Here is a 22,919-nt window from a genome sequence, read left to right on the forward strand (position 1 = left end):
CGGGTGTGCTTGCTGTTCGGAGCGGGCCCCCCCGAGGAGGTCTCCTTTGTGGTTTGTTTCATGTCAAAATTTTACGCCGGGGGGGGGGGGGGCCCCCCCCCCCCCCCCCCGCCACATTGGGGCGCTCGGCTCGAGCGTCACGCAACTTGCGACGCACGCCACTAGGGGCGCCCGCCGACCAGGACGTGCTCGATGCGGTCCGCCGCGCTCGGGAGGTCCGTCAGGAGCTCCACCTTGTCCGGCAGGCCCGCCGGGTCCCAGCCCGGGCCGCACGCGAACAACCGGCTCCGCTGACGGCCGCGCGAGACGCGGGCGAACAGGCGCGCGTCCGCCACCCCGCGGCCGTGGGCCCACAGCACCACCGCGGCCGGCGCGCTGCGGCGGACCGCCACCGCCAGCACCTCGGCCGGCAGCGGGACCCCGAACAGCTGCGCGCCGATCCGCCGCCCCGCCAGGGACGCCGCCAGCGCGTACATCGGCATCGAGTCGCGCTCGTCCGGGACGCAACCGAGGAGGACCGGGCGGGTGTTGCGGGGCTCGTCGAGCACCGGGGTCGCGCGGACCAGGGCCGCGAACACGCACTCCGCGAGCAGGTACTCCACCTCCGCCCCCGCGCTCGCCCCGCGCCAGCGCGCCCCGAGCGCCGACAGCACCGGCTCGATCACGCCCGTCCACGCCGGGAGCACGCCGAGCTCGGCGATGGTGTCCGCGAGCATCCGCTGGACCGCGCCGACGTCCATGGCCAGCGCCGCCGTGCTCAGCCTCCGCGCCAGGCGGGAGCGGACCTCGTGCCCGTCGTCCTCGACCGAAGACCCGGGCAGTTCGCCGGGCTCCTCCGGCTGGGGCGGCCCGGAGCGGGGGATCTGCTCGAGGGCGTAGCGCGCCGCCTCGGCCGTCGACGCGCCGCTCAGCAACGCTCGCTGCATCAGTTCGAGGCGGCCGATGTCGGACGTGCCGTAGCGGCGGTGACGGCCGTCGGTGTGCCGGCTGGGCCCCAGCCCGTAGCGGCGGTCCCAGGTTCGGAGGGTGGACGGCGCGACCCCGAGCCGGCGGGCGACCGAGGCCACCGGCAGGGTGGGTTCTTCGGTGCCCGACCCAGCTCCCACGAGCCTCAATATCCAGGCCCCCAGCGCGGTCGGCAACCGGAGGTGAAAGCCCTGCTCACACATCCGGGGGATGCCTAACGGCTGAATCGCGCCGGATCGCTTGAACAACTATTGGCGCGCTTCTAACGTTACCGCCGTTGCACCGAATGGAGTATCGGCACCACAGCAGAGCAGCTAGCGGCATCGACCGGATGACGGAGGCGGTCAGGATGGCAGACACGCGCAGGCTCCCAGGACCCAACGCCGACATGTGGGACTGGCAGCTCGAAGGGTCGTGCCGGGGGATGGACAGCGCGTCCTTCTTTCACCCGGACGGCGAGCGCGGCCCGGCGCGGGCCCGGCGGGAGGCCAGAGCGAAAGCCGTCTGCCTGAGCTGCCCGGTCTTGGAGATGTGCCGCAGCCACGCGCTGGCGGTGCACGAGCCGTACGGCATCTGGGGCGGGCTCTCGGAGTCCGAACGCGAGCACATCATCAAATCGGACAAACGCGCGCTCAGCATGTCCGGCGGCTGAGCGCGCCACAGACATCGGAGGGCGGCACCGGGTGGGGTGCCGCCCTCCGTGCCCTTCGAAGCACGAAAGCGGGGCGGCACTCCGGAGGGAGTGCCGCCCCGCTTCGTCGGAAATCAGTGCGAGTGGCCGTGGCCCGCCGCGGCGGGCTCTTCCTCGGCCGGCTTCTCGACGACCGACGACTCCGTCGTCAGCACGAGACGCGCGATCGAGGCGGCGTTCGCCACCGCGGACCGGGTCACCTTGACCGGGTCGACGATGCCGGCCGCCAGCAGGTCGGTCAGCTCGCCGGTGGCCGCGTTGAAGCCCTGGCCCCAGCCCTGCTCCTGCACCTTGTTGACGATGACCGCGCCCTCGTGGCCCGCGTTGGTCGCGATCCAGAACAGCGGCGCGACCAGCGCGTCCTTGACGATCCGGACGCCGGTGGCTTCGTCACCGGAGAGGCCGAGGCCGCCCTCGAGCTCCTTGACCGCGTGGACCAGCGCCGAACCGCCGCCGGGCAGGATGCCCTCCTCGACGGCCGCCTTGGTCGAAGCCACGGCGTCCTCGATGCGGTGCTTGCGCTCGTTCAGCTCGGTCTCGGTGGCCGCGCCGACCTTGATGACCGCGACACCGCCGCCGAGCTTCGCGAGCCGCTCCTGCAGCTTCTCGAGGTCCCAGTCGGAGTCGGTCGTCTCGATCTCCTTGCGGATCTGCGCGACCCGCCCGGCGATGGCGTCCTTGGAGCCGGCGCCGTCGACGATCGTGGTGTCGTCCTTGGTGACGACGATGCGGCGGGCCTTGCCCAGCGCGCCGAGGTCGACGTCGGACAGCTTGCGGCCGATCTCCGCGGAGATCACCTCGCCGCCGGTGACGACCGCGAGGTCGTCCAGGAACGCCTTGCGGCGGTCGCCGAAGAACGGCGCCTTGACTGCGACGGCGGTGATCGTCTTGCGCAGCGAGTTCACCACGAGGGTGGACAGCGCCTCGCCGTCGACGTCCTCGGCGATGATCAGCAGCGGCTTCTTGGCCTCGACGACCTTCTCCAGCACCGGCAGCAGGTCGGCCAGGGCCGAGATCTTCTCGCGGTGCAGCAGGACGTAGGCGTCCTCGAGGATCGCCTTCTGCTCCTCCGGGTTGGTCGCGAAGTGCGCCGAGAGGAAGCCCTTGTCGAACTGGACGCCCTCGGTGATCACCAGCTCAGTCGCCAGGGTCGACGACTCCTCGATGGTGATGACGCCGTCCTCGCCGACCTTCTCGACGGCTTCGCCGAGCAGGGCGCCGATGTTGGCGTCGCGGGAGGTCACGGTGCCGACCTGGGCGATGTTCTCGCGGCCCTTGACCGGGGTGGCCTTGGCCTTGAGGACCTCGATGACCTTCTCCGCGGCGGCCTCGATGCCGCGGCCGATCGAGGTCGGGTTGGCGCCGGCCGCGACGTTGCGCAGGCCGACCTTCACCAGCGACTGCGCGAGCACGGTCGCGGTGGTGGTGCCGTCGCCGGCGACGTCGTTGGTCTTGGTGGCGACGCTCTTGGCGAGCTGCGCGCCGAGGTTCTCGAACGGGTCGTCGAGCTCGACCTCACGGGCGACGGTCACGCCGTCGAGGGTGATGGTCGGGCCGCCGAACTTCTTGTCGAGCACGACGTGCCGGCCGCGCGGGCCGAGGGTGACCTTGACCGCGTCGGCGAGCTTGTTCACCCCGCGCTCCAGCGCGCGACGAGCGTCCTCGTCGAAGTTGATCTGCTTGGGCATAGCGTGTTCCGCTTACCTTTCTCTGGACGCAAGAACGCCCCGCTCCCCGGCGTTCTGCGGGGCCCGGGGCGTCATGCGCTGCGAGCGGACGTCAGTTGATGACGGCCAGCACGTCGCGGGCGGACAGGATCAGGTAGTCCTCACCGTTGTACTTGACTTCGGTGCCGCCGTACTTGGAGTAGATGACGACGTCGCCGACGTTCACGTCGAGCGGGACGCGGTTGCCCTTGTCGTCGATCCGGCCCGGGCCCACGGCCAGAACCTTGCCCTCCTGGGGCTTCTCCTTGGCGGTGTCGGGGATGACGAGGCCGGAAGCGGTCGTCTCCTCGGCCTCGCTCGTCTGGACGACGATCTTGTCCTCGAGCGGCTTGATGTTCACGCTCACCGGGTTGACCTCCACGGTCGTCGAAAGCGTTGGCAGGATGTGGTTACGGCTCTACCACCCCCGCCGTCGCGGGTGCCGGGGCTGTCGGGCCGTGCATTTAGCACTCTAGCCACGTGAGTGCCAGCTTCGCAAGGAGGGTCCACCCGACGTGCGAGAAGGCACCCCACAGCCCGTCTGACCGGCCGCTTTACCCCCACCGGACCTTACCTCCGTGGTGAGTTTCTGGTTAGGTTCTCACCTCTGGCACCCGAACCCTGGGGGTTTATGCCCATGTCGACCGGATCACTCCCGAGAGCCGCAGCCATCACGGCGGCCGCCGTCCTCCTCACCGGCCTCGCCACCCCGGCCCACGCCGGCACGACGTCACAACGCCAACGCGACTTCGCCGCGGCCGCGAAGGAGTTCAACGTCCCGGAGAACATCCTCCTCGGCGTCTCCTACCTCGAGTCGCGCTGGGACACGAACGGCGGCACCCCCAGCACGTCCGCCGGGTACGGCCCCATGCACCTCACCGACCTCCGCGCGGCCGGTGTCGCCGGCACGCACCACGACGAGGGCACCGAAGACGCCAGGGGTGACGACGCCCGCCCGGCCGTGCGGCCGCAGGCCGGGCCGGCCGCCCCGCCGCCCACGCTGCAGACCGTCGACGAGGCCGCGCGGCTGCTCCGAACCGACGCACAAACGCTGCGTACGGACCCAGCGCAGAACATCCGCGGCGGCGCGGCCCTCCTCGCGAAATACAACACCGACGGCAATTGGTACACCGCGGTCGCGCGCTACAGCGGCTCCGCGGACCAGGCCGCGGCGCAGACCTTCGCCGACGAGGTCTTCGACACGATCAAGACCGGCACCACCCGGACGACCGACGACGGCCAGCAGGTCACGCTGGCCCCGACGCCCGACGTCGTCGTCCCGCAGCACGCCGAGCAGACGCCGGCCGGCGTCGAGTGCCCGCGCCGGGTCACCTGCGAGTCCGTCCCGGCGCCGTACCAGGAGCTGCCGAAGGACGACTACGGCAACCACGACCTCGCGAACCGGCCCGAGAGCCAGCAGATCGACCACATCGTCATCCACGACACCGAGGGCTACTGGGCCAACGTCCTCGACCTCGTCCAGGACCCGACCTACGTCAGCTGGCACTACACCATCCGCTCGGCCGACGGCCTGATCGCGCAGCACGTGCCGACCAAGGACGTCGCCTGGCACGCCGGGAACTGGTACGTCAACGCGAAGTCCATCGGCATCGAGCACGAGGGCTTCGCCGCGAAGGGCACCTGGTACACCGAGGCGATGTACCGCACGAGCGCGAAGCTCGTCGGCTACCTGGCGCGCAAGTACGGCATCCCGCTCGACCGCGCGCACATCATCGGCCACGACAACGTGCCGGGCACGGTCCCGTCGACGATCGCGGGCATGCACTGGGACCCGGGCCCCTATTGGGACTGGTCGCACTACTTCGACCTGCTGGGCGCGCCGCTCGGCGGGTTCGGCCTGCCCGGCTCGTCGCTGATCACCATCGACCCGGACTTCGCGAAGAACCAGCCCGCGTTCACCGGCTGCGACAGCCCCGGGACGCCGTGCACCCCGCGCGGCTCGGAGGCCGTCGTGCTGCACTCGGAGCCGAGTGAGTCCTCGCCGCTGCTGGTCGACGTCGGCCTGCACCCGAACGGGACGCCGTCGACCATGGACGTCTCCGACGTCGGCAGCCGGGTCGCGACCGGGCAGCGGTACGCCGTCGCCGAGGTCCGCGGCGACTGGACGGCGATCTGGTACCTCGGCCAGAAGGGCTGGTTCCACAACCCGCGCAACGCCCGGGTCGCGAAGCCCGCGATCGGCTGGGTCGCGACGCCGAAGCCGGGCCTCGCGACGGTGCCGGTCTACGGCCGCGCCTACCCCGAGCCGGAGGCCTACCCGGCCGGGGTGACCGTGCAGGCCATCACGCCGCTGCCGTACACCCTTTCCGCCGGCCAGAAGTACTCCTCGGGCGGGACCGTGGGCTCCGAGTACTACTGGGCGACCACCTTCGACCCGGCGGACCACGTGGTGGTGAAGGGCAAGCTCAAGTACGTCCAGATCCAGTTCGGGCACCGGATCGCCTTCGTCAAGGCCGACGACGTCCGGATCATCCCGGCGTTCTGATCGCTCCGGTGGAGGTCGCGCTCACGCGTCGAGCGCGACCTTCACCCCGGCCGCCTGCTCGGTGTTGCGGCGCGTCTTCGCCCAGCCGTTGCGCCCGCGGACGAGCCGGAACAGCGCGCGCCACGACGTCACGTAGAACGTGTAGATGTACGCGGCGTACGCGAAGCCCATCCCCAGCCCGCGCAGGATGTTCCTGCTGCGCAAGCATTTCAGCTGGTAGATCGGGCCCCAGACGAGGAACGGCAGCAGCCCGAACGAGCCGTAGATGGCGAACAGGATCCAGGCGCCGCCGGTGAACCACGTCCACATCTGCGCCGGGTCGCCCGCGGTGCCCACCACCAGCAGGATGAACGGGATCGGGTACAGCAGCGAGCCGAGCAGCTGCAGCCACGGCTGGGCCAGGTAGTACATCATCTCCGCCGCGCCGAGCGTGCTGACGTGCGGGGAATCCCAGATCCGCCGGAGGTACCGGGCGCACTGCATGGTGCCCTGACCCCACCGCGTGCGCTGCACGAGGAACCGCCGCAGGCTGTACAGACCTTCCTGGGACACATGGGAATCCGGGGTGAACCCGGTGCGCCAGCCCGCGGTGAGCAGGTGGACACCGAGCTCGAAGTCCTCCAGCAGCGAGCCGCGCCACGGCTCCCCGGCCTCGCCGGCGATCGAGTCCAGCGCGGTGAGGCGGGTGAACTGGCCGTTGCCGCCCATGGAGATGGTGCCGGTGAACCCGCGGGACGTCTGGATCGCCGCGATCGCCGTGCGGAACTCCAGGTCCTGCAGCTGCGCGAGCTTCAGGCCGAACCAGCGGCCCACCGGGTTGCGGCCCGGCGGCGGGGTGTCGGTGTTGCCCATCCACACGTCGAGCTGAACCGCGCCGATCCCCGGGTCGCCGAAGAGGTGGTCCGCCGCGCAGACCTCGAGGCAGTTCGGGGCCGGGCGGCCGTCGGCGTCGACGACCACCACGACGACGTCGTCGCGGCTCGCGTCCGGGCCCATCCAGTCGTTCAGGGCGCGGTAGGCCGCGTTGAGCGCGTCGCCCTTGCCGGTGCGGGCTTCGGGGCGCACGCGCGGGACGAGGTGCAGGTACGGGTCGTAGCCGCCGTGGCGCCGCCACAGCATCCGGACCACGCGGGCGGTGCGGTCCTCCGAGTCGTCGTCGACGACCCAGACGTGCGCCTTGCGGAAGTTCGTCCGCAGGTAGCGGACGGTTTCGCGGATGACGGTCTGCTCGTCGCGGCACGGCACGAAGAAGTGCCAGGTGAAGCCGTCCGGGTCGCCGGCCGGGCCGGGCTTGCGGCGCAGGTACGGCACCACGATCACCACGACGTAGACGAGGAACGCCACGCTCATGGTCAGCGCGAACGCCTGCGTGATCGCCAGCAGGACCTTGACGCTCATGCCTTCTTCTTCCGCGTGGCCAGCCAGACGAACAGGACGATCGAGACGGCGCCGCCGAACACGCTGACCATCGAACCGAGCAGCGTGTGGCCCCAGTAGTAGCCCTCGTCGGTGCCGAAGGCGTGCACCAGCCCGACGATCGTCAGAATGCGGAGCTGGTTCACCAGTACGACGACGAGCGCCGAAATGCCGAGCGAAAAGAACAGGCGCCGCGCATTCGACGGCCGGAAGTACAGCATGACCATCGTCACAACGAGCAGCGGGAGCAAAAGGAACGCCGACGAACATTCCGGCGTCATTCTCAACCCGAACGGAGCAGCGCTCGTCAACCCAAAGTAAACAGATTCCCGATCGGGTACCACATAGCCACCCGATGTAGTGAACAGATCGAGGATGGCGCCGGCGAGCCGCACTTCCAGCTCGCGGTAGAACCGCTCGGCCAGCACCACCACCACCCCCGCGGCGGCCAGCGCACCCAGCGCCGCGACCAGCGGAAACCGTGTCATTCCTGAGTTCGGAGCGCTCGCTACCGCCACGACGTTCCTCTCGGTGTCGATTTCCCGATCAAGTTGCGGGCACCGGCGAGCGTAGGACATGTGTGCCGCCCGTTTCCACTCGGAGGGATGGAAAAGCCGCCCAATCGGCTGGACCTTCGCCGAACTTGTTACGCCGATCGAGTGATGTCGAAAACGACCAGCGGAAACGGCAGCGAGCCTTACCCGATCCGGTGATTCGGGAAATTATGTGTGCTATTCGGCGCGGTCTTCGCGATAGTCGATCCGCGTGCCGAGTCGAGGCCAGCGAGTTCGATCCGCGCCGCCGTCACGCACCCCGGATAAATCCAGCGAATTCGGAGGACCACTTGATGAAGAGCTCCCTCGTGCGCCGCGGCGGCCTGCTCGCCGCGGTCGTGGCGAGCGTCGTGCTCGCCGGCGCGGCCCCCGCATCGGCGGCCCCCGGCGACGGATCCGCGTACGGCGTCAAGGTCGACGTCAAGCTGCTCGGCCGGGAAGCGGTGAAGGCAGGCCCGTTCGCGGCCGCGAGCACCGCGGGGCCGGCCAGCAGCAGCCTGGCGAAGGTCGACCTGAAGGGCGTCCTCACCGCCGGCGCGATCAACACCGAGGCCAAGCGCGACGAAAATTCCGGTGCGGTGACGGCGAAAGCGAGCACCGCCGACGTCGGGCTGCCGCTGCTGAAGGCCGCGCTCGGCAACGTCGGCATCAAGCTCGTCGAGGCCGTCTGCACCGCGACGCAGAAGGGTGTCGAAGGCAGCACGAAACTGGTCGGCGCGAACCTCGGCAGCGTCGGCGCGGTCGACGCGGCCCCGGCGGCGAACACGCAGATCAAGGTCGGTCTCGGCGACCTCAACGTCGCGACGATCATCCTCAACGAGCAGGTGAAGAACCCCGACGGCAGCCTGACCGTGAACGCCGTCCACGTGAAGCTGCTCGGCGGCGGGCTCAAGGCGCTCGGCTCGGGTGACGTGGTCGTGTCGTCGGCGACCTGCGGCCCGGCCGCGCCGCCGATGCCGCTGGCGTCCGGCGCCGGGCTCTGGATCGGGCTCGGCCTGCTCGGCGCCGTCGCGGTGCCGGTCGGGACGCGCATCTTCCGCCGCCGTTCCGCGCAGGCCTGAGCGAGGTCCGGATGTACAAGATGCCGGGCGCCGGAGTCGGCGTGGCCGGTGGCGGGGTCGGGACCCTCGCCGCCACCGGTGCCGACATCGGGTGGTGGCTGGCCGTCGGCGTGCTGCTGGTCCTGCTCGGGACCGTCGCGCTGATCGCCGTCCACCGCCGCAACCGCCGTCTCTCCCGGGCGCGGGATTGAGGAAGCGGGCCGCCGGCGTGTGCCCCTCGCACGCCGGCGGCCCCGCGGGTCGAAATTTGCTGGACACTGAGTGATGTGGAGAAGGGGCGACGCGGGGTGGACGTGATGTTGCTGGCCGGAACGCGGCCGGAAGCCGTCAAGCTCGCGCCACTGGCCCTGGCGCTGGCGGCGCATCCGGTGCTGCGCCCGGTGGTGGTCCACAGCGGGCAGCACCCGGGCATGGTCGAGCAGGCCCTGGAGCCGTTCGGGCTGGCCGTGGACGCGTGGCTCGACGTGCCACCGCGGGTGACGGGCAGCCAGGCCGAGCTGGTGGCGGGCCTGCTGCCGGCACTCGACGACGTGCTGCGCCGCCACTCCCCGGCGGCGCTCGTCGTCCAGGGCGACACGACGACGACGCTCGCCGGCGCACTGGCGGCGTTCTGGCTGGGCATCCCGGTGGTCCACCTGGAGGCCGGGCTGCGCACGCACGACCTCGCGGCGCCGTTCCCGGAGGAGGGCGCGCGGCAGATGGTGTCCCGCATCGCGGCGTTGCACCTGGCCCCGACCCTCGCCGCGGCGGCGGCGTTGCGCGCGGAAGGCGTTGCGCGGCAACAGATCGCGGTCACGGGCAACACGGTGGTCGACGCGGTGCTGGAAATCGCGGCCCGCGACCTCCCGGCCCGCGACACGGCCTTGGCGCTGCTGGAGATGGAGCTCGCGGAGGCGGGCGAGCGGCTGGTGCTGGTGACGTCCCACCGCCGGGAGTCCTGGGGCGAGCCGTTGGAGCGCACGCTGGCGGCGGTCCAACTGATCGTGGCCGAGCACCCGGACGTCCAGGTGCTGTTCCCGGCGCACCCGAACCCCCAGGTCCGCGCCCAGGTGGAGGCGGCGCTGGCCGGCCTCCCCCGGGTGACGGTGACGGACCCGCTGGAGTACCCGGACCTGGTCCGCGCGCTGAGGCTGGCTGCCCTGGTCTTGACGGATTCGGGCGGCATCCAGGAGGAGGCCCCGACGTTCGGCACCCCGGTGGTGGTGCTGCGCGACGTGACCGAGCGCGCCGAGGTGGTGGAGGCGGGCTGCGCGTGGCTGTCGGGCACGGACACCGCCCGAATCGTGGACCTGGCGGCGCGCCTGCTGAGCGGAGAATTACGCCCGGCCCAGGTGGGAAACCCTTACGGCGAGGGCAATGCGGCAGCGCTGGCGGTGGCGGCGATCGAGGAACTGCTGGGCGTGAGGGCCGTGACCCCGGCGACGGCTTCCTAGCGCGACCCGCCCCACGGCAACCGCCCCACCGCACGGCAACCCCGCCGCACGGCAACCCGCCAGCGGCAGCGTCGCCAACCGGACCACGGGACCCACACCCCCGCAACCCCGATCCGAAGCCACAACACGGCCGACGGCGCCGGGTCAAGGCACGCTTTCCCGCCTTGACGCGGCGCCGTCGGCCGTAGTCACAATCCAGGCTTCGGGGTGGCGGGGAAAGCCGGCTCACTCGCCGGGTGCCCCTCAACCTCCCAGGAGCTACAGCGAAACCACACTAACCGGCAAAGCCGGATTGGCACTGAACTCCAAAGGCGCAGTCGGCCGCTTACCAGCCACGACATGCGCCCCCAGAGCGGCAATCATCGCACCGTTGTCCGTACACAGCCGAGGCCGAGGAACCCGCAGCTCAATCCCCGCAGCAGCACAACGCTCCGCCGCCAACTCCTTAAGGCGCGAATTGGCCGCCACGCCACCGGAGATCACCATGGTGTCGATCCCCTGCTCCTGCGCAGCACGAACCGCCTTGGCCGTCAACACATCCGCGACAGCCTCCTGGAACGACGCCGCGACGTCATCCACCGGAATCTCCTCCCCCCGCCGCGCGGCACCCTCGACCCACCGCGCCACCGCGGTCTTCAAACCGGAGAAGGAAAAGTCGAACGCGGCATCCCGCGGACCCGTCATCCCGCGCGGGAACGCGATCGCGGCCGGATCGCCGTTCTTGGCCGCCTTGTCGATCGGCGGCCCACCCGGGTACGGCAGGCCCAGCACCCGTGCGACCTTGTCGTACGCCTCCCCCGCCGCGTCGTCCACAGTGGACCCCAGCTCGGTGATCGACGAAGCGATGTCGTCGACCCGCAACAACTGCGTGTGCCCGCCGGAAACCAGCAACGCCAGGCACGGCGTCGGCAACGGCCCATGCTGCAACGTGTCCACCGCGATGTGCCCGGCCAGGTGGTTGACGCCGTACAGGGGCACGTCCAGCGCCGTCGCGTACGCCTTCGCCGCCGAGACGCCGACCAGCAGCGCGCCCGCCAGGCCCGGCCCCGCCGTCACCGCGATCGCGTCCACATCGGACATCGACAGCCCGGCCGTGGCGAACGCGCGCTCGGTCGTCGGGACCATCGCCTCCAGGTGCGCGCGGCTGGCGACCTCGGGCACCACACCACCGAACCGCGCGTGCTGCTCGACGCTGGAGGCCACCTCGTCGGCCAGCAGCTCGACCGTGCCGTCGTCGTGCAGGCGGACCAGGCCGACGCCGGTCTCGTCGCACGAGCTCTCGATGCCCATGATGATGCGTGCCATCAGCCCGCCACCCCGTCTCGCGTCCGCGCCGGGCGGACCATCGTGTACGCGTCGGCGCCGGAAGGCTGGTAGTAGCGCTTCCGGATGCCGAGCCGTTCGAAGCCGTGGCGCTCGTACAGGCCGAGCGCGGTCGTGTTGTCCGTGCGGACCTCGAGGAACACCGGTGCCTCGAACTCGTCGGCCCGCGCCAGCAGCGCCTGCAGCAGCGCCTTGCCGATGCCCTGGCCCTGGTACTCGGGCGCGACGCCGATGGTGTGCACGGTCGCCTCGTACTCGCCGCGGCGGCGCCCGACGACGGCCAGGCCGGCGTACCCGAGCAGCTCGTCGCCCTCGTCCGGGCGGGCGGCCAGGTAGAAGTTGCCCGCGTCCAGCTCCGAGTGGAAGGCGCGGGCGCTCCACGGGTCGTCGCCGGGGAACAGGATCTTCTCGATCTCCACGCACCGGGCGATGTCCATGCGGCGCAGCGGCTCGAGTCTCACGGAGCGGTCACCCGTTTCGGCGCCGCGGGCTCGGCGGCGTCGGGACGTCGCAGGTACAACGGCGTCAGCGGGCCCGGCGGCTCCTTCGCCAGCAACGCGGCCTGCGCGACCTTCACCAGCCCGGCGGGCGACGGGAAGCGCGGCTCGACCGGCCGGACGCCGAGCGCGTCCGCGTACAGCAGCGCGCCGTCGCCGGCCGCCACCTCGATGTCCGTGCCGAGGTCGGCGGGGCGCTGGACGTGCGGGCCGTCGGTGCGGCGCCCCTGCGCGTCGTAGGCGGCCCAGTAGACCTCGCGGCGCCGGGCGTCGGTCAGCACGAGGAAAGCGTTGTCCCCCGGCAGGACGTCGGCGGCCAGCGCGTCCAGGCTGCAGACCGGGTACACCGGGATGCCGAGCGCGTAGCCCAGCGCGGCGGCGGTGGCCATGCCGGCCCGCAGGCCGGTGAACGGCCCCGGCCCGACGCCGGAGACGATCGCGTCGAGGTCCTTGAGGGTCACGCCCGCGGCTTCGGCGGCCGCCAGCGCGTGCGGCGTGATCAGCTCTCCGTGGGCGCGGGGGTCGACCGTGACGCGGTCACCGCGCGTCTCGACCAAGCCGCCGTCCAGCGCGACGACGCCCGCGGTGACCGCCGGGGTCGAGGTATCGATCGCCAGTACCAACACGGTGTCCCAGCCTACGACCAGCGCCTTAGGCCGCTTGCTGCAGGGGACGGATCGGCACGGTAACGTGCGGTTGGAGTCCGACACTGGGAGGTCCCCGCGGTGCCCGACCCGTTGTTCCCCACGCTCGTCGCCGGTGCCGCCGAGGTTGCCTTGCGCTTCGGCGACCACGCCCTGACCTACGACGATCTCGCCGCCGTCGCCGGCGGTCTCGCCCGCGACCTGCCGGACGGCCGGGTCGCGGTGTGGGCGACGCCGACCCTGCACACGAGCGTCGCGGTCGTCGCCGCGCTGCTCGCCGGGGTGCCGGCGGTGCCGCTCAACCCGAAGATCGGCGAACGGGAGCTCGCCCACATCCTCGCCGACAGCGAACCGGCGCTCGTCCTGGCCGAACCCGGCGTCGAGCTGCCGTCCGGCCTGGCCGCCCTGCCCCGGCAGGACATCCCGCTGACCGGCGGGACAACGCCGATCTCGGACGAACCGGACGCCGAGTCGCCCGCGCTGATCGTCTACACCTCGGGCACCACCGGGCCGCCGAAGGGCGTCGTGCTCCCCCGGCGCGCGCTCGCGACCACGTTGGACGCCCTGGAGGACGCCTGGGGCTGGACGGCCGACGACGTCCTCGTGCACGCGCTTCCCCTCTTCCACGTGCACGGGCTGATCCTCGGCATCCTCGGCCCGCTGCGCCGCGGCGGCTCGGTGCGCCACCTCGGCCGGTTCTCCACCGAGGGCGTCGCGCGCGAACTCTCGAACGGCGCCACGATGCTGTTCGGCGTCCCGACGATGTACCACCGGATCGCCGGCGAGGTCGGCTCCGACGCCGCGCTGGCCGAAGCGCTCCGGAAAGCGCGGCTCCTGGTTTCCGGATCCGCGGCGCTGCCGGTGCACGACCACCAGCGGATCACCGCGGCGACCGGCCAGCAGGTCGTCGAGCGCTACGGGATGACCGAGACGCTGATGAACACCAGCGTCCGCGCGGACGGCGAACGCAAGCCCGGCACGGTCGGCGTGCCGCTGCGGGGCGTCGAACTCAGGCTGGTCGGCGACGCCGGTGAAGTGATCGAAGACGTCGAGACGGTCGGCGAGATCCAGGTCCGCGGCCCGAACCTGTTCACCGGGTACCTCAACCGGCCGGACGCGACCGCGGCCGCGTTCGACGGCGGCTGGTTCCGCACCGGCGACATGGCCACGCGCGATGCCGACGGGTACGTGAAGATCGTCGGGCGCAAGGCCACCGACTTGATCAAGAGCGGCGGCTACAAGATCGGCGCGGGCGAGATCGAGAACGCACTGCTCGAACACCCCGGCGTCGCCGAAGCGGCGGTCACCGGCGAGCCGGACGACGACCTCGGCGAGCGGATCGTCGCGTGGATCGTGCCCTCGGGCGAGCCGCCGGCGGCCGAGGAACTCGCCGACCACGTTGCGAAGCTGCTCGCGCCGCACAAGCGCCCGCGGGTGGTCCGGTACCTGGATGCGTTGCCGCGCAATGACATGGGCAAGGTCATGAAGCGGGCCCTCGGTGCCTAGGCTGCCGGCGCGCGAGGTCGTCGGCGCGATCGGATGCGGCTTCACCGAGTTCGCCACGCCGCTGCGCGAGGAACCCGCGGACGGCCCGATCGGCTGGCCGGGCTATCGGGAAGCGCGTTCCGCGGCGGAAGAACGCACCGGCGAGAAGGAGTCGGTCGTCTGCGGGACGGCGAAGATCGGCGACGTCGAAGCCGTTCTGATCGCCTTCGAATTCGGGTTCCTCGGCGGCTCGCTGGGGCAGCGCACGGGCGACCGGATCGAGGCGGCGTTCGCGCACGCCCGGGACGTGCGGCTGCCGGTGGTGTCGCTGATCGCGACCGGTGGCAGCCGCATGCAGCAGGGCATGCGCGCGTTGATGCAGCTGCAGCGGGTGGCGCGGGCGTCGGCGCTGACGCGCTCGGTGGGCATCCCGCAGATCTCGGTGCTGCGCGACCCGACGACCGGCGGCGGCTGGGCGACCCTCGGCGCGGGCGCCGACGTCGTCCTCGCGCTGCCGGAGGCGCAGGTCGGCTTCGCGGGCTCGCGGGTGCGCCCGCCGGGCTCGCCGGAGGCGTACACCGCGGAGGCGCACCTCGGCTGGGGCCAGGTGGACGCCGTCGTGGCGCCGGAGGACCTCGGCGTGACGTTGGAGCGGTGGCTGCGGCTGCTGACCGCGCTGTCCTCGGCCGCGGCACCGCCGCCCACCGCGCTGCGGCCCGCGGCCCCGCCAGAGACCGGGTGGGAGGCGGTCCAGGCGGCGCGTTCGCCGGAGCGGGCCCGGGCGGCCGAATACCTCGACGCCTACTTCGACTGGCGGGAGGACATCAGCGGCGACCGCGTCGGCGGCGCGGACCCGGGTGTCGCCTGCGGCTTCGGCTGGCGCGACGGCCGGACGATCGCGTACGCGGCCCAGTGCGGCACGCCGACGTTGCCGTCCGGCTTCCGGACGGCGGCCCGGCTGGTGCGGCTGGCGTCCCGCCTGGGCATCCCGGTGCTGACGCTGGTCGACACCCCGGGCGCGGCGAACGACGCGGCGGCCGAGCAGGCGGGGGTCGGTGGCGCGATCGCGGAGCTGTTCCGCGCGGTGGCGACGGCCTCGATCCCGGTGACGACCCTGGTGATCGGCGAAGGCGGCTCGGGCGGCGCACTGGCGTTCGCCGCGGCGGGTTCGACGTGGGTGGCGCCGGACGCGTACTTCTCGGTGACGTCCCCGGAAGCCGCGGCGGCGATCCTCAAGCGCCCGCCCGAAGAGGTGCCGGACATCGCCAACCAGCTCCACCTGCGGCCCCAGGACCTCGTGGACTTGGGCGTCGCGCGCGCGGTCGTGAGTGTTAAAGAGGGTTAGAACCCTCTTTAACACTCACGACGCCTGGGCGAGCTGGTCCGTCCGTGGTTGGATCTTGCGATGGGGTATCGACTCAACAGGCGGGCGGCGTTCGGTTTGGGGACCGCCGTCGCCGCCGGAAGCATTCTGGCCGGCTCTCCCGCGTCCGCGCAGGAGGCAGACATCGAGGCCAGCCCGGCCACACCGGACCGGGCCAGGCAGAAGGTGAAGCGCGTCTACGACGCCGCGGCCGCCGAGGCGGGTGGCACCTGGAACTCCTACATCAGCGTGGCCGGCCAAGCGGCCGTGGACGTGGCGTCCGACGAGGTCGTCGAGGCGTACAGCGTCAACAAGGTGGCCGTCGCGGTCACCTTGATGGACAAGATCGACCGCGGCCTGCTCACCCTGGACCAGCAGGTCCAGGTGCCGGAAAGCATCGTCGTGCCGGGTGGTGACGGCATCATCATCCTGGACAAGGCGTACCCGAGCGCGTTCACGCTGGGCCACGTCCTGTCGCTGTTCCTCACGGTTTCGGACGACACGTGCGTCCGGCTGGTGGGGCTCGTCGTCCCGGCGGCCGAGATCAACCAGATCCTGGTGGCCAAGGGCTTCCCCAAGACCCAGGTGACGCCGGTGGCCAACCCGAACCGCTACTTCCTCGGCCAGACCACTCCGCGCGAGACCCACGACCTACTGCAGGCGCTGGTCGCGGGCACGTTGCTGAGCGCGGCGTCGACGGATTACCTGCTGTCCATCCTCCGGTCGCAGGTGGCGTTCACCGACGGGATCCGGCGGGAGATGTCGTCCGTCGACCGGGCGAGGATCGCCACGAAGGCGGGCTGGCTGAACGACGGCCGCAACGAGGCCGGGATCATGTTCGACACCGCGGGCAAGCCGGTGCTGACCTACTCGATGTTCGCGCACGGCCAGGCGAGCCCGGAGGACTTCGGGGCCACGCACCCGGTCCGGCAGGCCACCGCGAAGATGGGGCCGAAGTTCCTGCGCGCGGTCGACAAGATCGCGGGCGCCGGCGCCCGGACGTTCCGGGCCCCGGCCTACCAGCAGTACAACGGCGGCTGAGCAGCTACCGAGGTCGTGAGTGGTAAGGAGGGTTAGAACCCTCCTTACCACTCACGAGGTCTGGGCGAGCTCCGGGACGCGGTCGGCCCAGGTGCCGTGCGGTTCGAGCGTCACCTCGCGGACGTCGTCCTCGCGGCGGTCCAGGCGCACCACCAGGTAGTCCTCCGACAGGCGCTCCGCCGAACCCTCGCCCCACTCGACCACGATCGCCGAGCGCTCGAGGTCGGTGTCCAGGTCCAGGTCGTCCAGCTGGGACAGGTCGCCGCCGAGGCGGTACGCGTCCACGTGCACCAACGGCACGCCGGGAGCGCCCGCCGGGTGGACGCGGGCCAGCACGAACGTCGGGCTGCTCACCCGGCCGCCGACGCCGAGACCGTCCGCGATGCCGCGGGTCAGCGTCGTCTTGCCCGCGCCGAGCGGGCCGGCCAGCAGGACCAGGTCACCCGCGCGCAGCACCCGGCCGAGCGCGCGCCCGAAGTCCATTGTGTCGTCGGGGGTCGGGAACACGAAACTCAACGCTGCCACCACCAGGTTCGCCGGGACGAGGATTCGCCGTCCACACCGGAACAGCGTTGCAGGAGATCGATCAGATGGCTGTTCACCAGCTCGGGCTGCTCGAGCTGGACCATGTGGCCGGCGCCGCGGACGCGGACCAGCTCCGCGTCGGGCAGCTCGGCCGCGATCCGCTCGGCGTGCGCGAACGGCGTGAACCGGTCCGAGTCGCCGCCGATGACCAGCACTTCCGCGTGCTTCAGGCCGGCCAGGGCCGCGTAGCGGTTGTGGCTGCCGAGCGTGTCGACGAAGTTGACGAGCCCGCGCACCGGCGTCACTTCCAGCATCTCGAGCATGAAGTCGACGAGCCGGGGCGCGACGTCGCGGCTGCCGAACGCCAGCCGCCGCACGGCCTGCCGCGTCAGCTGGCCGCCCGCCGCGCGGACGAACTCCACCAGCCCGGGCTGCCAGCCCGCGAGGCCACCGGCGGCGCGTGTCAGCGGGTTGTACTTCGACAGCAGCGAACGCGGCAACCCGCGTGCCCCGACTTCGCCCGCCGCCGTCGCGATGAAGGCAACCCCGCAGACGCGGTCTTCGAACAGCTCGGGGAACTCGGCGGCCAGCTCCATGATGACCATGCCGCCCATCGAGTGCCCCATCAGCACGATGGGCCCCTCCGGCACCACGGACCGCAGCACGCAGTCGAGGTCGCGCGCCAGCTGTTCGATGGTCGACGTCTCGGCCGAAGCCGCGCCGGAGAGGCCGTGGCTGCGGTGGTCGTAGTACACCTGACGCACGCGCGGCAGCCTCAGCGACGCGAGGTCGCGGCGCTGGAAGTGCCAGCAGCGCCGCGAAAGCGCGAAGCCGTGCACCCCCACGACGGTCAGTTCCGGTTCGCCGCCGTCGTCGGAGTCGATTTCCTCGACCGAAAGCGGCGTGCCGTCCTCGGCCGCGACCGTCGAAGTGCGGTCGGGCTTCAGCTCCCCCAGCGGCTCGTCCACGTACGGATCCTCACTGTGCCGCCGCTGCTGCGCGGCGACGATAGCGGCGGCGGCGGTGCCGGTGGCCAGGGCCCCGACCCCGCCGGCGATGGCCAGCAGTCGTCGTGAAGGTGTCACCCGCGGTCCCCCAGATACCGGCGCCGCACGCGCGGGCGGTACATCGAGGTGACGACTTCGTAGTCGATGGTCCCCAGCTTGTCGGCCCATTCCCGGGCGGTCGGCTCGCCGCGCGTCCCGGCGCCGAACAGGACGACCTCGTCGCCGACGGCCGGTTCGTCGTCGCCGCAGTCGACCACCAGCTGGTCCATGCAGACCCGCCCGGCGACCGGCCGCCGCTGCCCGCCGAGCCAGACGTCCATGCGGCCGGACAAGCTCCGGGGCACGCCGTCGGCGTACCCGGCCGGGACGAGCGCGAGGTTCGTGTCCCGCTCGGCCGTCCACGTGTGCCCGTAGGACACCGATTCGCCGGCTTCGATCCGCTTGACCAGGGCGACCGCCGAGCGGAACGTCATGGCCGGGTGCAGGTCTTCGGTTTGGGGCACCGGGTTCAGCCCGTACATCGCGATGCCGGGCCGCACGACGTCGAAGTGCAGGTCGGGCCGGGTGAGCAGGGCCGCGGAGTTCGCCAGGTGCCGCATCGGGTCGAGCCCAGCCGCGCGGGCGACGTCGTAGGCGTCGGCGAAGCGCTTGGCCTGCTGGTCGGTGGCCGGGTGGTCCGGCTCGTCCGCGCACGCGAGGTGGGACCAGATCGCGACGACCTCGACCCGCGGTTCGGCGGCCGCCGCTTCGACCAGCTCGGCCCACGCGGCGGGCGGGCAGCCGTTGCGCGAGAGCCCGGTGTCGATTTTGAGGTGCACACGCGCCCGGGTACCCGGTTTCGCGGCCGCGGCGATGCGGCGAAGCTCACCCAGCGAGCTGGCGGCGAGGTCGACGTCGTTTTCGATACCCGCCGCGAAGTCGACGTCCGGGGTGTCCAGCCAGCTGAACAACCGGGTCTTGATGCCGCCCTCGCGCAAGGCGAGGGCCTCGCCGAGCGAGCAGGTGCCCAGCCAGGTGGCCCCGGCCTCGACCGCGGCGCGCGCCACCGGCAGCGCGCCGTGGCCGTAGGCGTCGGCCTTCACCACGGCCATCACCTGGGCGCCGGGCGCGCGGGCGCCCAGCAGGGTGAGGTTGTGGCGGATCGCGTCGAGGTCGATGTCGACCTGGGCCCGCGGGAAACTGGAAGACGACATAGCGCCTTCCAGTTTCCCATGTCCCGAGGTCAGGGCAGGCGCGCCCCGGACGTGGCGGAGAACACGTGCAGCTCGTCCGGCCGGATCCGCAGGTGGACGGTGTCGCCCATGGCCGGCGGCGTGCGCGGGTCGACGCGGGCGACGATGTTGGACTTCGTGCCCTCGGCGTCGGTCTCGGCCAGCTTGCCGTAGACGTACGCGTCCGAGCCGAGCTCCTCGACCAGGTCCACCTTGATCGGCACCGAGCTGTCGCCCTCGGTGGTCACTTCCAGGGACTCCGGCCGGAAGCCGAGGGTCACCGTGTCGCCGTCGGCCGCGGCGATGACCTCGCGGGTCAGGGCCACGCTGCCGCCGCCCAGCTCGGCGCCGTCCGCCGTCAGCTTCGCGGTCACCAGGTTCATCGCCGGCGAGCCGATGAAGCCCGCGACGAAAGCGTTTGCGGGCTTGTCGTACAGCGCGCGCGGGGTGTCGCACTGCTGCAGCAGGCCGTCCGACAGCACCGCGACGCGGTCACCCATCGTCATGGCCTCGACCTGGTCGTGCGTGACGTACACGGTCGTGACGCCGAGGCGGCGCTGGAGCGCGGCGATCTGCGTACGCGTCGACACGCGCAGCTTGGCGTCGAGGTTCGACAGCGGCTCGTCCATCAGGAAGACCTGCGGCTCGCGCACGATCGCGCGGCCCATCGCGACGCGCTGGCGCTGACCACCGGAGAGCGCCTTCGGCTTGCGGTCGAGGTACTGCTCGATGTCCAGCAGCTTCGCGGCCTCCAGGACCTTCTGCTTGATCTCGGACGCGGGCCGCCCGGCGATCTTCAGCGCGAAGCCCATGTTCTGCGCGACCGTCATGTGCGGGTACAGCGCGTAGTTCTGGAACACCATCGCGATGTCGCGCGAGCGCGGCGGCAGCTGGGTGACGTCGCGGTCGCCGATCCAGACGGCGCCGTCGTCGATGTCCTCGAGGCCGGCCAGCATGCGCAGGCTGGTCGACTTGCCGCAGCCGGACGGGCCGACCAGCACGAGGAACTCGCCGTCGGCGATCTCCAGGTCCAGCGCGTCGACCGCGGGGCGCTCCGAACCCGCGTAGCGGCGGGTCGCCTTGTCGTAGGTGATGGAAGCCATCGGTCAGTCCTCTCCGAGATTCCGCCGGACCCCGTAAGCCGCTTCGCGGGCTTCGAGGTGGCGCTGCTGGATCCGGTGGCCCGCGGCGCGCTGCGCCTCGGTCGGCTCGTCCAGCTCGAGCCGAAGCTTCTGGTTCTCCCGCCAGGACGGGGGTTCCGCACTGGAAGCCAGCGCCCACGCCGCCTGCCGGGCCGCGCCGAGGGCGACGTACTCGGCGACTTCGGGCAGCTGCACGGGCACCCCGAACACCAGCGGCGCGACCGCGCGGACGGCCCGCGACTGCGCGCCCCCGCCGATCAGCAGCACGCGCCGGACGTCGAGGCCGTGCGCGCGCACCGCGTCGAGGCCGGCGGCCAGGCCGCAGAGCATGCCTTCGACGGCACTGCGCGCGAGGTTCTCCGGGGTCATGTTGTCCCGGGTCAGCCCGGCCAGCGATCCGGTGGCGCCGGGCAGGTTCGGGGTGCGCTCGCCGTCCAGGTACGGCAGGAAGGTCAGCCCGCCGGCGCCGGGCTCGGCGGCCAGGGCGAGGCGGTCGAACTCGCTGAGCGTCGCGCCGAGCATCGCGGCCGTCGCGGTGAGGACGCGGGCGGCGTTGAGGGTGCAGGCGAGCGGGAGGAAGCGGCCGGTGGCGTCGGCGAACCCGGCGACCTCGCCGCTGATGTCGGCCGCGCCGGTCTCGGCGACGCCGAACACCGTGCCGCTGGTGCCGAGCGAGACGACGGCGTCACCGGGCTTGAGCTCCAGGCCCAGCGCGGCGGCCATGTTGTCGCCGGTGCCGGCGGAGACCAGGATGCCGTCCGGGGTGTGGCCGGCGGTGTCGGCCGGGCCGAGCACGGTGGGCAGCTCCGGCGTCCGGCCGCCGAAGGCGTGGCTCAGGACGTCGAGGCGGTAGGCGTTGTCGGTCGGCGAGAAGTAGCCGGTGCCGGAGGCGTCGCCGCGGTCGGTGACCGGGTCGCCGCCGGTGAGCTTCCAGGTCAGCCAGTCGTGCGGCAGCAGCACGCGCGCCACGCGGTCGGCGAGCTTCGGCTCGTTTTCGGCCAGCCAGCGCAGCTTCGTCACGGTGAAGCTGGCCACCGGCACCGAGCCGACGGACTTCGCCCAGGCCGAAGGTCCGCCGAGCTCTTCGATCAGGTCGAGCGCCGCCTGCGCGGAGCGGGTGTCGTTCCAGAGCAGCGCGGGCCGCACGACCTCGCCGTCTTCGTCGAGGGTGACCATGCCGTGCTGCTGCCCGCCGACGCCGATGGCCCGGACGCCGTCGAGCACGCCGCTCGTGGCCTCCTGGAAGGCGTCCCACCAGGCGGCGGGGTCGACCTCGGTGCCGTCGGGGTGCGGCGCGCGGCCGGTGCGGACGATCTCGCCGGTTTCGGCGTCACACACGACGACCTTGGTCGACTGGGTGGACGAGTCGATGCCGGCGACCAGTTCAGCTGTCATAGGGCTGCCCCTCTGCGACGTGTTCGACGATCTCGATCGCGGTGCCCGCGTTCAGCGCGGCCTCGATCTCCTCGGTGGGCGTGGCTTGGCCCGTGATCAGCAGGTCGTAGTCGCCGACGTCACCGTGCGCGTAGGTGGCGGTGCGGCCGAACTTCGAGTGGTCGACGACGAGGACGGTCTGGTTCGCGACCTTCAGCGCGGCCTTCTTGAGCTCGGCGTAGTCGCGGTCGGGGTGGAAGAGGCGCCCGACGGCGACGGCGGTGACCGAGACGAACGAGACGTCCGCGCGGATCGAGTCGAGCAGGTTGAGCACCTCGGGGCCGGCGCAGGAGTCGTACTCGTGGCTGTAGCGGCCGCCCGCGAGGACGACCTCGACCTCGGGGCCGAGCAGCCGGGCGGCGTGCAGCGAGTTGGTGACGACGGTGAGGGCGTCGATCTCGGCGAGCCGCTTGACCAGCGGGAGGAGGGTCGTGGAGTCGTCGACGAAGACGGTCTGGCCGGGCTGCACGTGGTTCGCGGCGGCCTGGCCGAGGGCTTCCTTCTCGCCGTGGTGGAGCGTGTCACGGAAGCGGGCGGCGGACTCGATGGTGAGCGCCGGGTAGGCCTCGACCTTGCCGCGCAGCTTGCGCAGGAGCCGGCGTTCGGCCAGGTCGTCGAGGTCGCGGTGGATGGTCATCAAGCTGACCTTGAACTTCGACGTCAGGTCGTCGATCCGGGCTTCACCCTGCTCGATGACGTGGTCGAGGATGTCCTGCCGCCGCTGCTCGACGACGGCATCGGACGGCCGGGTCTTCCGGTCGCCCGTCGATGTTGTGCCGCCGCTCATACGGCATTCTTACCAGATTTATCGCGCAAAGTTAACAGAGAACTCGATAACTGTTCGCACGACCTCAAGCGCCCCAATGTGGCGTTGGGTGCGTCCAACGCACCCAATGTGGCGTTCGGTGCGTTGA

At 71.7% G+C, this 22,919-nt stretch carries 22 protein-coding genes; 8 read left to right on the forward strand and 14 right to left on the reverse strand.

The annotated features are described in order from the left end of the window. Nucleotides 1-161 precede the first annotated feature (161 nt). Nucleotides 162-1,067: a MerR family transcriptional regulator gene (locus tag ACWEF6_RS35055; protein ID WP_449686889.1), complete on the reverse strand. Its 906-nt coding sequence runs from the start codon at nt 1,065-1,067 to the stop codon at nt 162-164. A 248-nt stretch (nt 1,068-1,315) separates the two neighbouring features. Here ACWEF6_RS35055 and ACWEF6_RS35060 point away from each other — a divergent pair, with 248 nt between their 5' ends. After that, the gene (locus ACWEF6_RS35060) at nt 1,316-1,618 is read left to right on the forward strand and encodes a WhiB family transcriptional regulator (RefSeq protein WP_033261506.1); all 303 of its coding nucleotides are present in this window, start codon (nt 1,316-1,318) and stop codon (nt 1,616-1,618) included. A 113-nt stretch (nt 1,619-1,731) separates the two neighbouring features. Here ACWEF6_RS35060 and groL read toward each other — a convergent pair whose 3' ends face one another. Continuing rightward, nucleotides 1,732-3,345: a chaperonin GroEL gene (gene groL, locus ACWEF6_RS35065; RefSeq protein WP_449686866.1), complete on the reverse strand. Its 1,614-nt coding sequence runs from the start codon at nt 3,343-3,345 to the stop codon at nt 1,732-1,734. Nucleotides 3,346-3,436: 91 nt separating this feature from the next. Continuing rightward, a complete protein-coding gene (groES, locus tag ACWEF6_RS35070) occupies nt 3,437-3,730 on the reverse strand; it encodes a co-chaperone GroES (RefSeq protein WP_004559922.1) in 294 nt (97 codons plus the stop codon). 264 nt (nt 3,731-3,994) lie between these two features. Between groES and ACWEF6_RS35075 the strand changes: the two genes are divergently transcribed. Beyond that, complete coding sequence (locus ACWEF6_RS35075) at nt 3,995-5,869, forward strand: N-acetylmuramoyl-L-alanine amidase (RefSeq protein WP_449686867.1); 1,875 nt, start codon at nt 3,995-3,997, stop codon at nt 5,867-5,869. Nucleotides 5,870-5,890: 21 nt separating this feature from the next. On the opposite strand, the gene ACWEF6_RS35080 is transcribed toward ACWEF6_RS35075, so the two are convergent. Together ACWEF6_RS35080 and xrtP are read right to left on the reverse strand one after the other, a co-directional pair. After that, entirely contained in the window at nt 5,891-7,267 is a 1,377-nt protein-coding gene (locus tag ACWEF6_RS35080) for a glycosyltransferase family 2 protein (RefSeq protein ID WP_449686868.1), read from the reverse strand. Beyond that, nucleotides 7,264-7,773, reverse strand: a complete 510-nt coding sequence (xrtP, locus tag ACWEF6_RS35085; RefSeq protein ID WP_449686890.1) for an exosortase P — start codon at nt 7,771-7,773, stop codon at nt 7,264-7,266. Before xrtP ends, ACWEF6_RS35080 begins: the two co-directional genes overlap by 4 nt. A 359-nt stretch (nt 7,774-8,132) precedes the next feature. Here xrtP and ACWEF6_RS35090 point away from each other — a divergent pair, with 359 nt between their 5' ends. The 3 genes from ACWEF6_RS35090 (at nt 8,133) to wecB (ending at nt 10,333) form a co-directional block, all read left to right on the forward strand. After that, nucleotides 8,133-8,900 (forward strand): choice-of-anchor P family protein, encoded by a 768-nt coding sequence (locus ACWEF6_RS35090; RefSeq protein WP_449686869.1) that lies wholly within the window; start codon nt 8,133-8,135, stop codon nt 8,898-8,900. Nucleotides 8,901-8,911: 11 nt separating this feature from the next. Continuing rightward, nucleotides 8,912-9,091 (forward strand): LPXTG cell wall anchor domain-containing protein, encoded by a 180-nt coding sequence (locus ACWEF6_RS35095; RefSeq protein ID WP_310967614.1) that lies wholly within the window; start codon nt 8,912-8,914, stop codon nt 9,089-9,091. A 96-nt stretch (nt 9,092-9,187) separates the two neighbouring features. Further along, nucleotides 9,188-10,333: a non-hydrolyzing UDP-N-acetylglucosamine 2-epimerase gene (gene wecB, locus ACWEF6_RS35100; protein ID WP_449686891.1), complete on the forward strand. Its 1,146-nt coding sequence runs from the start codon at nt 9,188-9,190 to the stop codon at nt 10,331-10,333. A gap of 258 nt (nt 10,334-10,591) precedes the next feature. Here wecB and tsaD read toward each other — a convergent pair whose 3' ends face one another. The 3 genes from tsaD to tsaB are packed head-to-tail and all read right to left on the reverse strand — an operon-like array spanning nt 10,592 to nt 12,779. Further along, a complete protein-coding gene (gene tsaD / locus ACWEF6_RS35105; protein WP_449686870.1) occupies nt 10,592-11,638 on the reverse strand; it encodes a tRNA (adenosine(37)-N6)-threonylcarbamoyltransferase complex transferase subunit TsaD in 1,047 nt (348 codons plus the stop codon). Beyond that, nucleotides 11,638-12,117, reverse strand: coding sequence for a ribosomal protein S18-alanine N-acetyltransferase (rimI, locus tag ACWEF6_RS35110; protein ID WP_449686871.1), 480 nt, complete (start codon nt 12,115-12,117; stop codon nt 11,638-11,640). Before rimI ends, tsaD begins: the two co-directional genes overlap by 1 nt. Then, nucleotides 12,114-12,779 (reverse strand): tRNA (adenosine(37)-N6)-threonylcarbamoyltransferase complex dimerization subunit type 1 TsaB, encoded by a 666-nt coding sequence (tsaB, locus tag ACWEF6_RS35115; RefSeq protein WP_449686872.1) that lies wholly within the window; start codon nt 12,777-12,779, stop codon nt 12,114-12,116. The genes rimI and tsaB overlap by 4 nt, the downstream gene beginning before the upstream one ends. 99 nt (nt 12,780-12,878) lie before the next feature. Between tsaB and ACWEF6_RS35120 the strand changes: the two genes are divergently transcribed. From ACWEF6_RS35120 to ACWEF6_RS35130, 3 genes are all read left to right on the forward strand, one after another. Further along, nucleotides 12,879-14,303, forward strand: coding sequence for an acyl-CoA synthetase (locus ACWEF6_RS35120; protein WP_449686873.1), 1,425 nt, complete (start codon nt 12,879-12,881; stop codon nt 14,301-14,303). After that, a complete protein-coding gene (locus ACWEF6_RS35125) occupies nt 14,296-15,627 on the forward strand; it encodes a carboxyl transferase domain-containing protein (protein ID WP_449686874.1) in 1,332 nt (443 codons plus the stop codon). Before ACWEF6_RS35120 ends, ACWEF6_RS35125 begins: the two co-directional genes overlap by 8 nt. A 96-nt stretch (nt 15,628-15,723) precedes the next feature. Next, nucleotides 15,724-16,686, forward strand: coding sequence for a serine hydrolase (locus tag ACWEF6_RS35130; protein WP_449686892.1), 963 nt, complete (start codon nt 15,724-15,726; stop codon nt 16,684-16,686). A 51-nt stretch (nt 16,687-16,737) separates the two neighbouring features. Here the strand turns inward: ACWEF6_RS35130 and tsaE are convergent, their stop codons facing one another. Genes tsaE through ACWEF6_RS35160 form a run of 6 tightly spaced genes read right to left on the reverse strand, consistent with a single transcriptional unit; the run spans nt 16,738 to nt 22,792 of the window. After that, nucleotides 16,738-17,202, reverse strand: coding sequence for a tRNA (adenosine(37)-N6)-threonylcarbamoyltransferase complex ATPase subunit type 1 TsaE (gene tsaE, locus ACWEF6_RS35135; RefSeq protein WP_449686875.1), 465 nt, complete (start codon nt 17,200-17,202; stop codon nt 16,738-16,740). Continuing rightward, on the reverse strand, nt 17,199-18,296 hold the full coding sequence (locus ACWEF6_RS35140; protein ID WP_449686876.1) for an alpha/beta fold hydrolase: 1,098 nt from the start codon (nt 18,294-18,296) through the stop codon (nt 17,199-17,201). The genes tsaE and ACWEF6_RS35140 overlap by 4 nt, the downstream gene beginning before the upstream one ends. Beyond that, entirely contained in the window at nt 18,293-19,411 is a 1,119-nt protein-coding gene (alr, locus tag ACWEF6_RS35145) for an alanine racemase (protein WP_449686877.1), read from the reverse strand. Before alr ends, ACWEF6_RS35140 begins: the two co-directional genes overlap by 4 nt. A gap of 29 nt (nt 19,412-19,440) precedes the next feature. Further along, nucleotides 19,441-20,532: an ABC transporter ATP-binding protein gene (locus tag ACWEF6_RS35150; RefSeq protein ID WP_449686878.1), complete on the reverse strand. Its 1,092-nt coding sequence runs from the start codon at nt 20,530-20,532 to the stop codon at nt 19,441-19,443. A gap of 3 nt (nt 20,533-20,535) precedes the next feature. After that, nucleotides 20,536-21,966 carry a xylulokinase gene (gene xylB / locus ACWEF6_RS35155; RefSeq protein WP_449686879.1) on the reverse strand — a complete coding sequence of 477 codons (1,431 nt, stop codon included), beginning with the start codon at nt 21,964-21,966 and terminating at the stop codon, nt 20,536-20,538. Then, nucleotides 21,956-22,792, reverse strand: a complete 837-nt coding sequence (locus ACWEF6_RS35160) for a DeoR/GlpR family DNA-binding transcription regulator (protein ID WP_449686880.1) — start codon at nt 22,790-22,792, stop codon at nt 21,956-21,958. Before ACWEF6_RS35160 ends, xylB begins: the two co-directional genes overlap by 11 nt. Nucleotides 22,793-22,919: the final 127 nt, after the last annotated feature.

Source organism: Amycolatopsis sp. NPDC004772 (genome assembly GCF_053601215.1).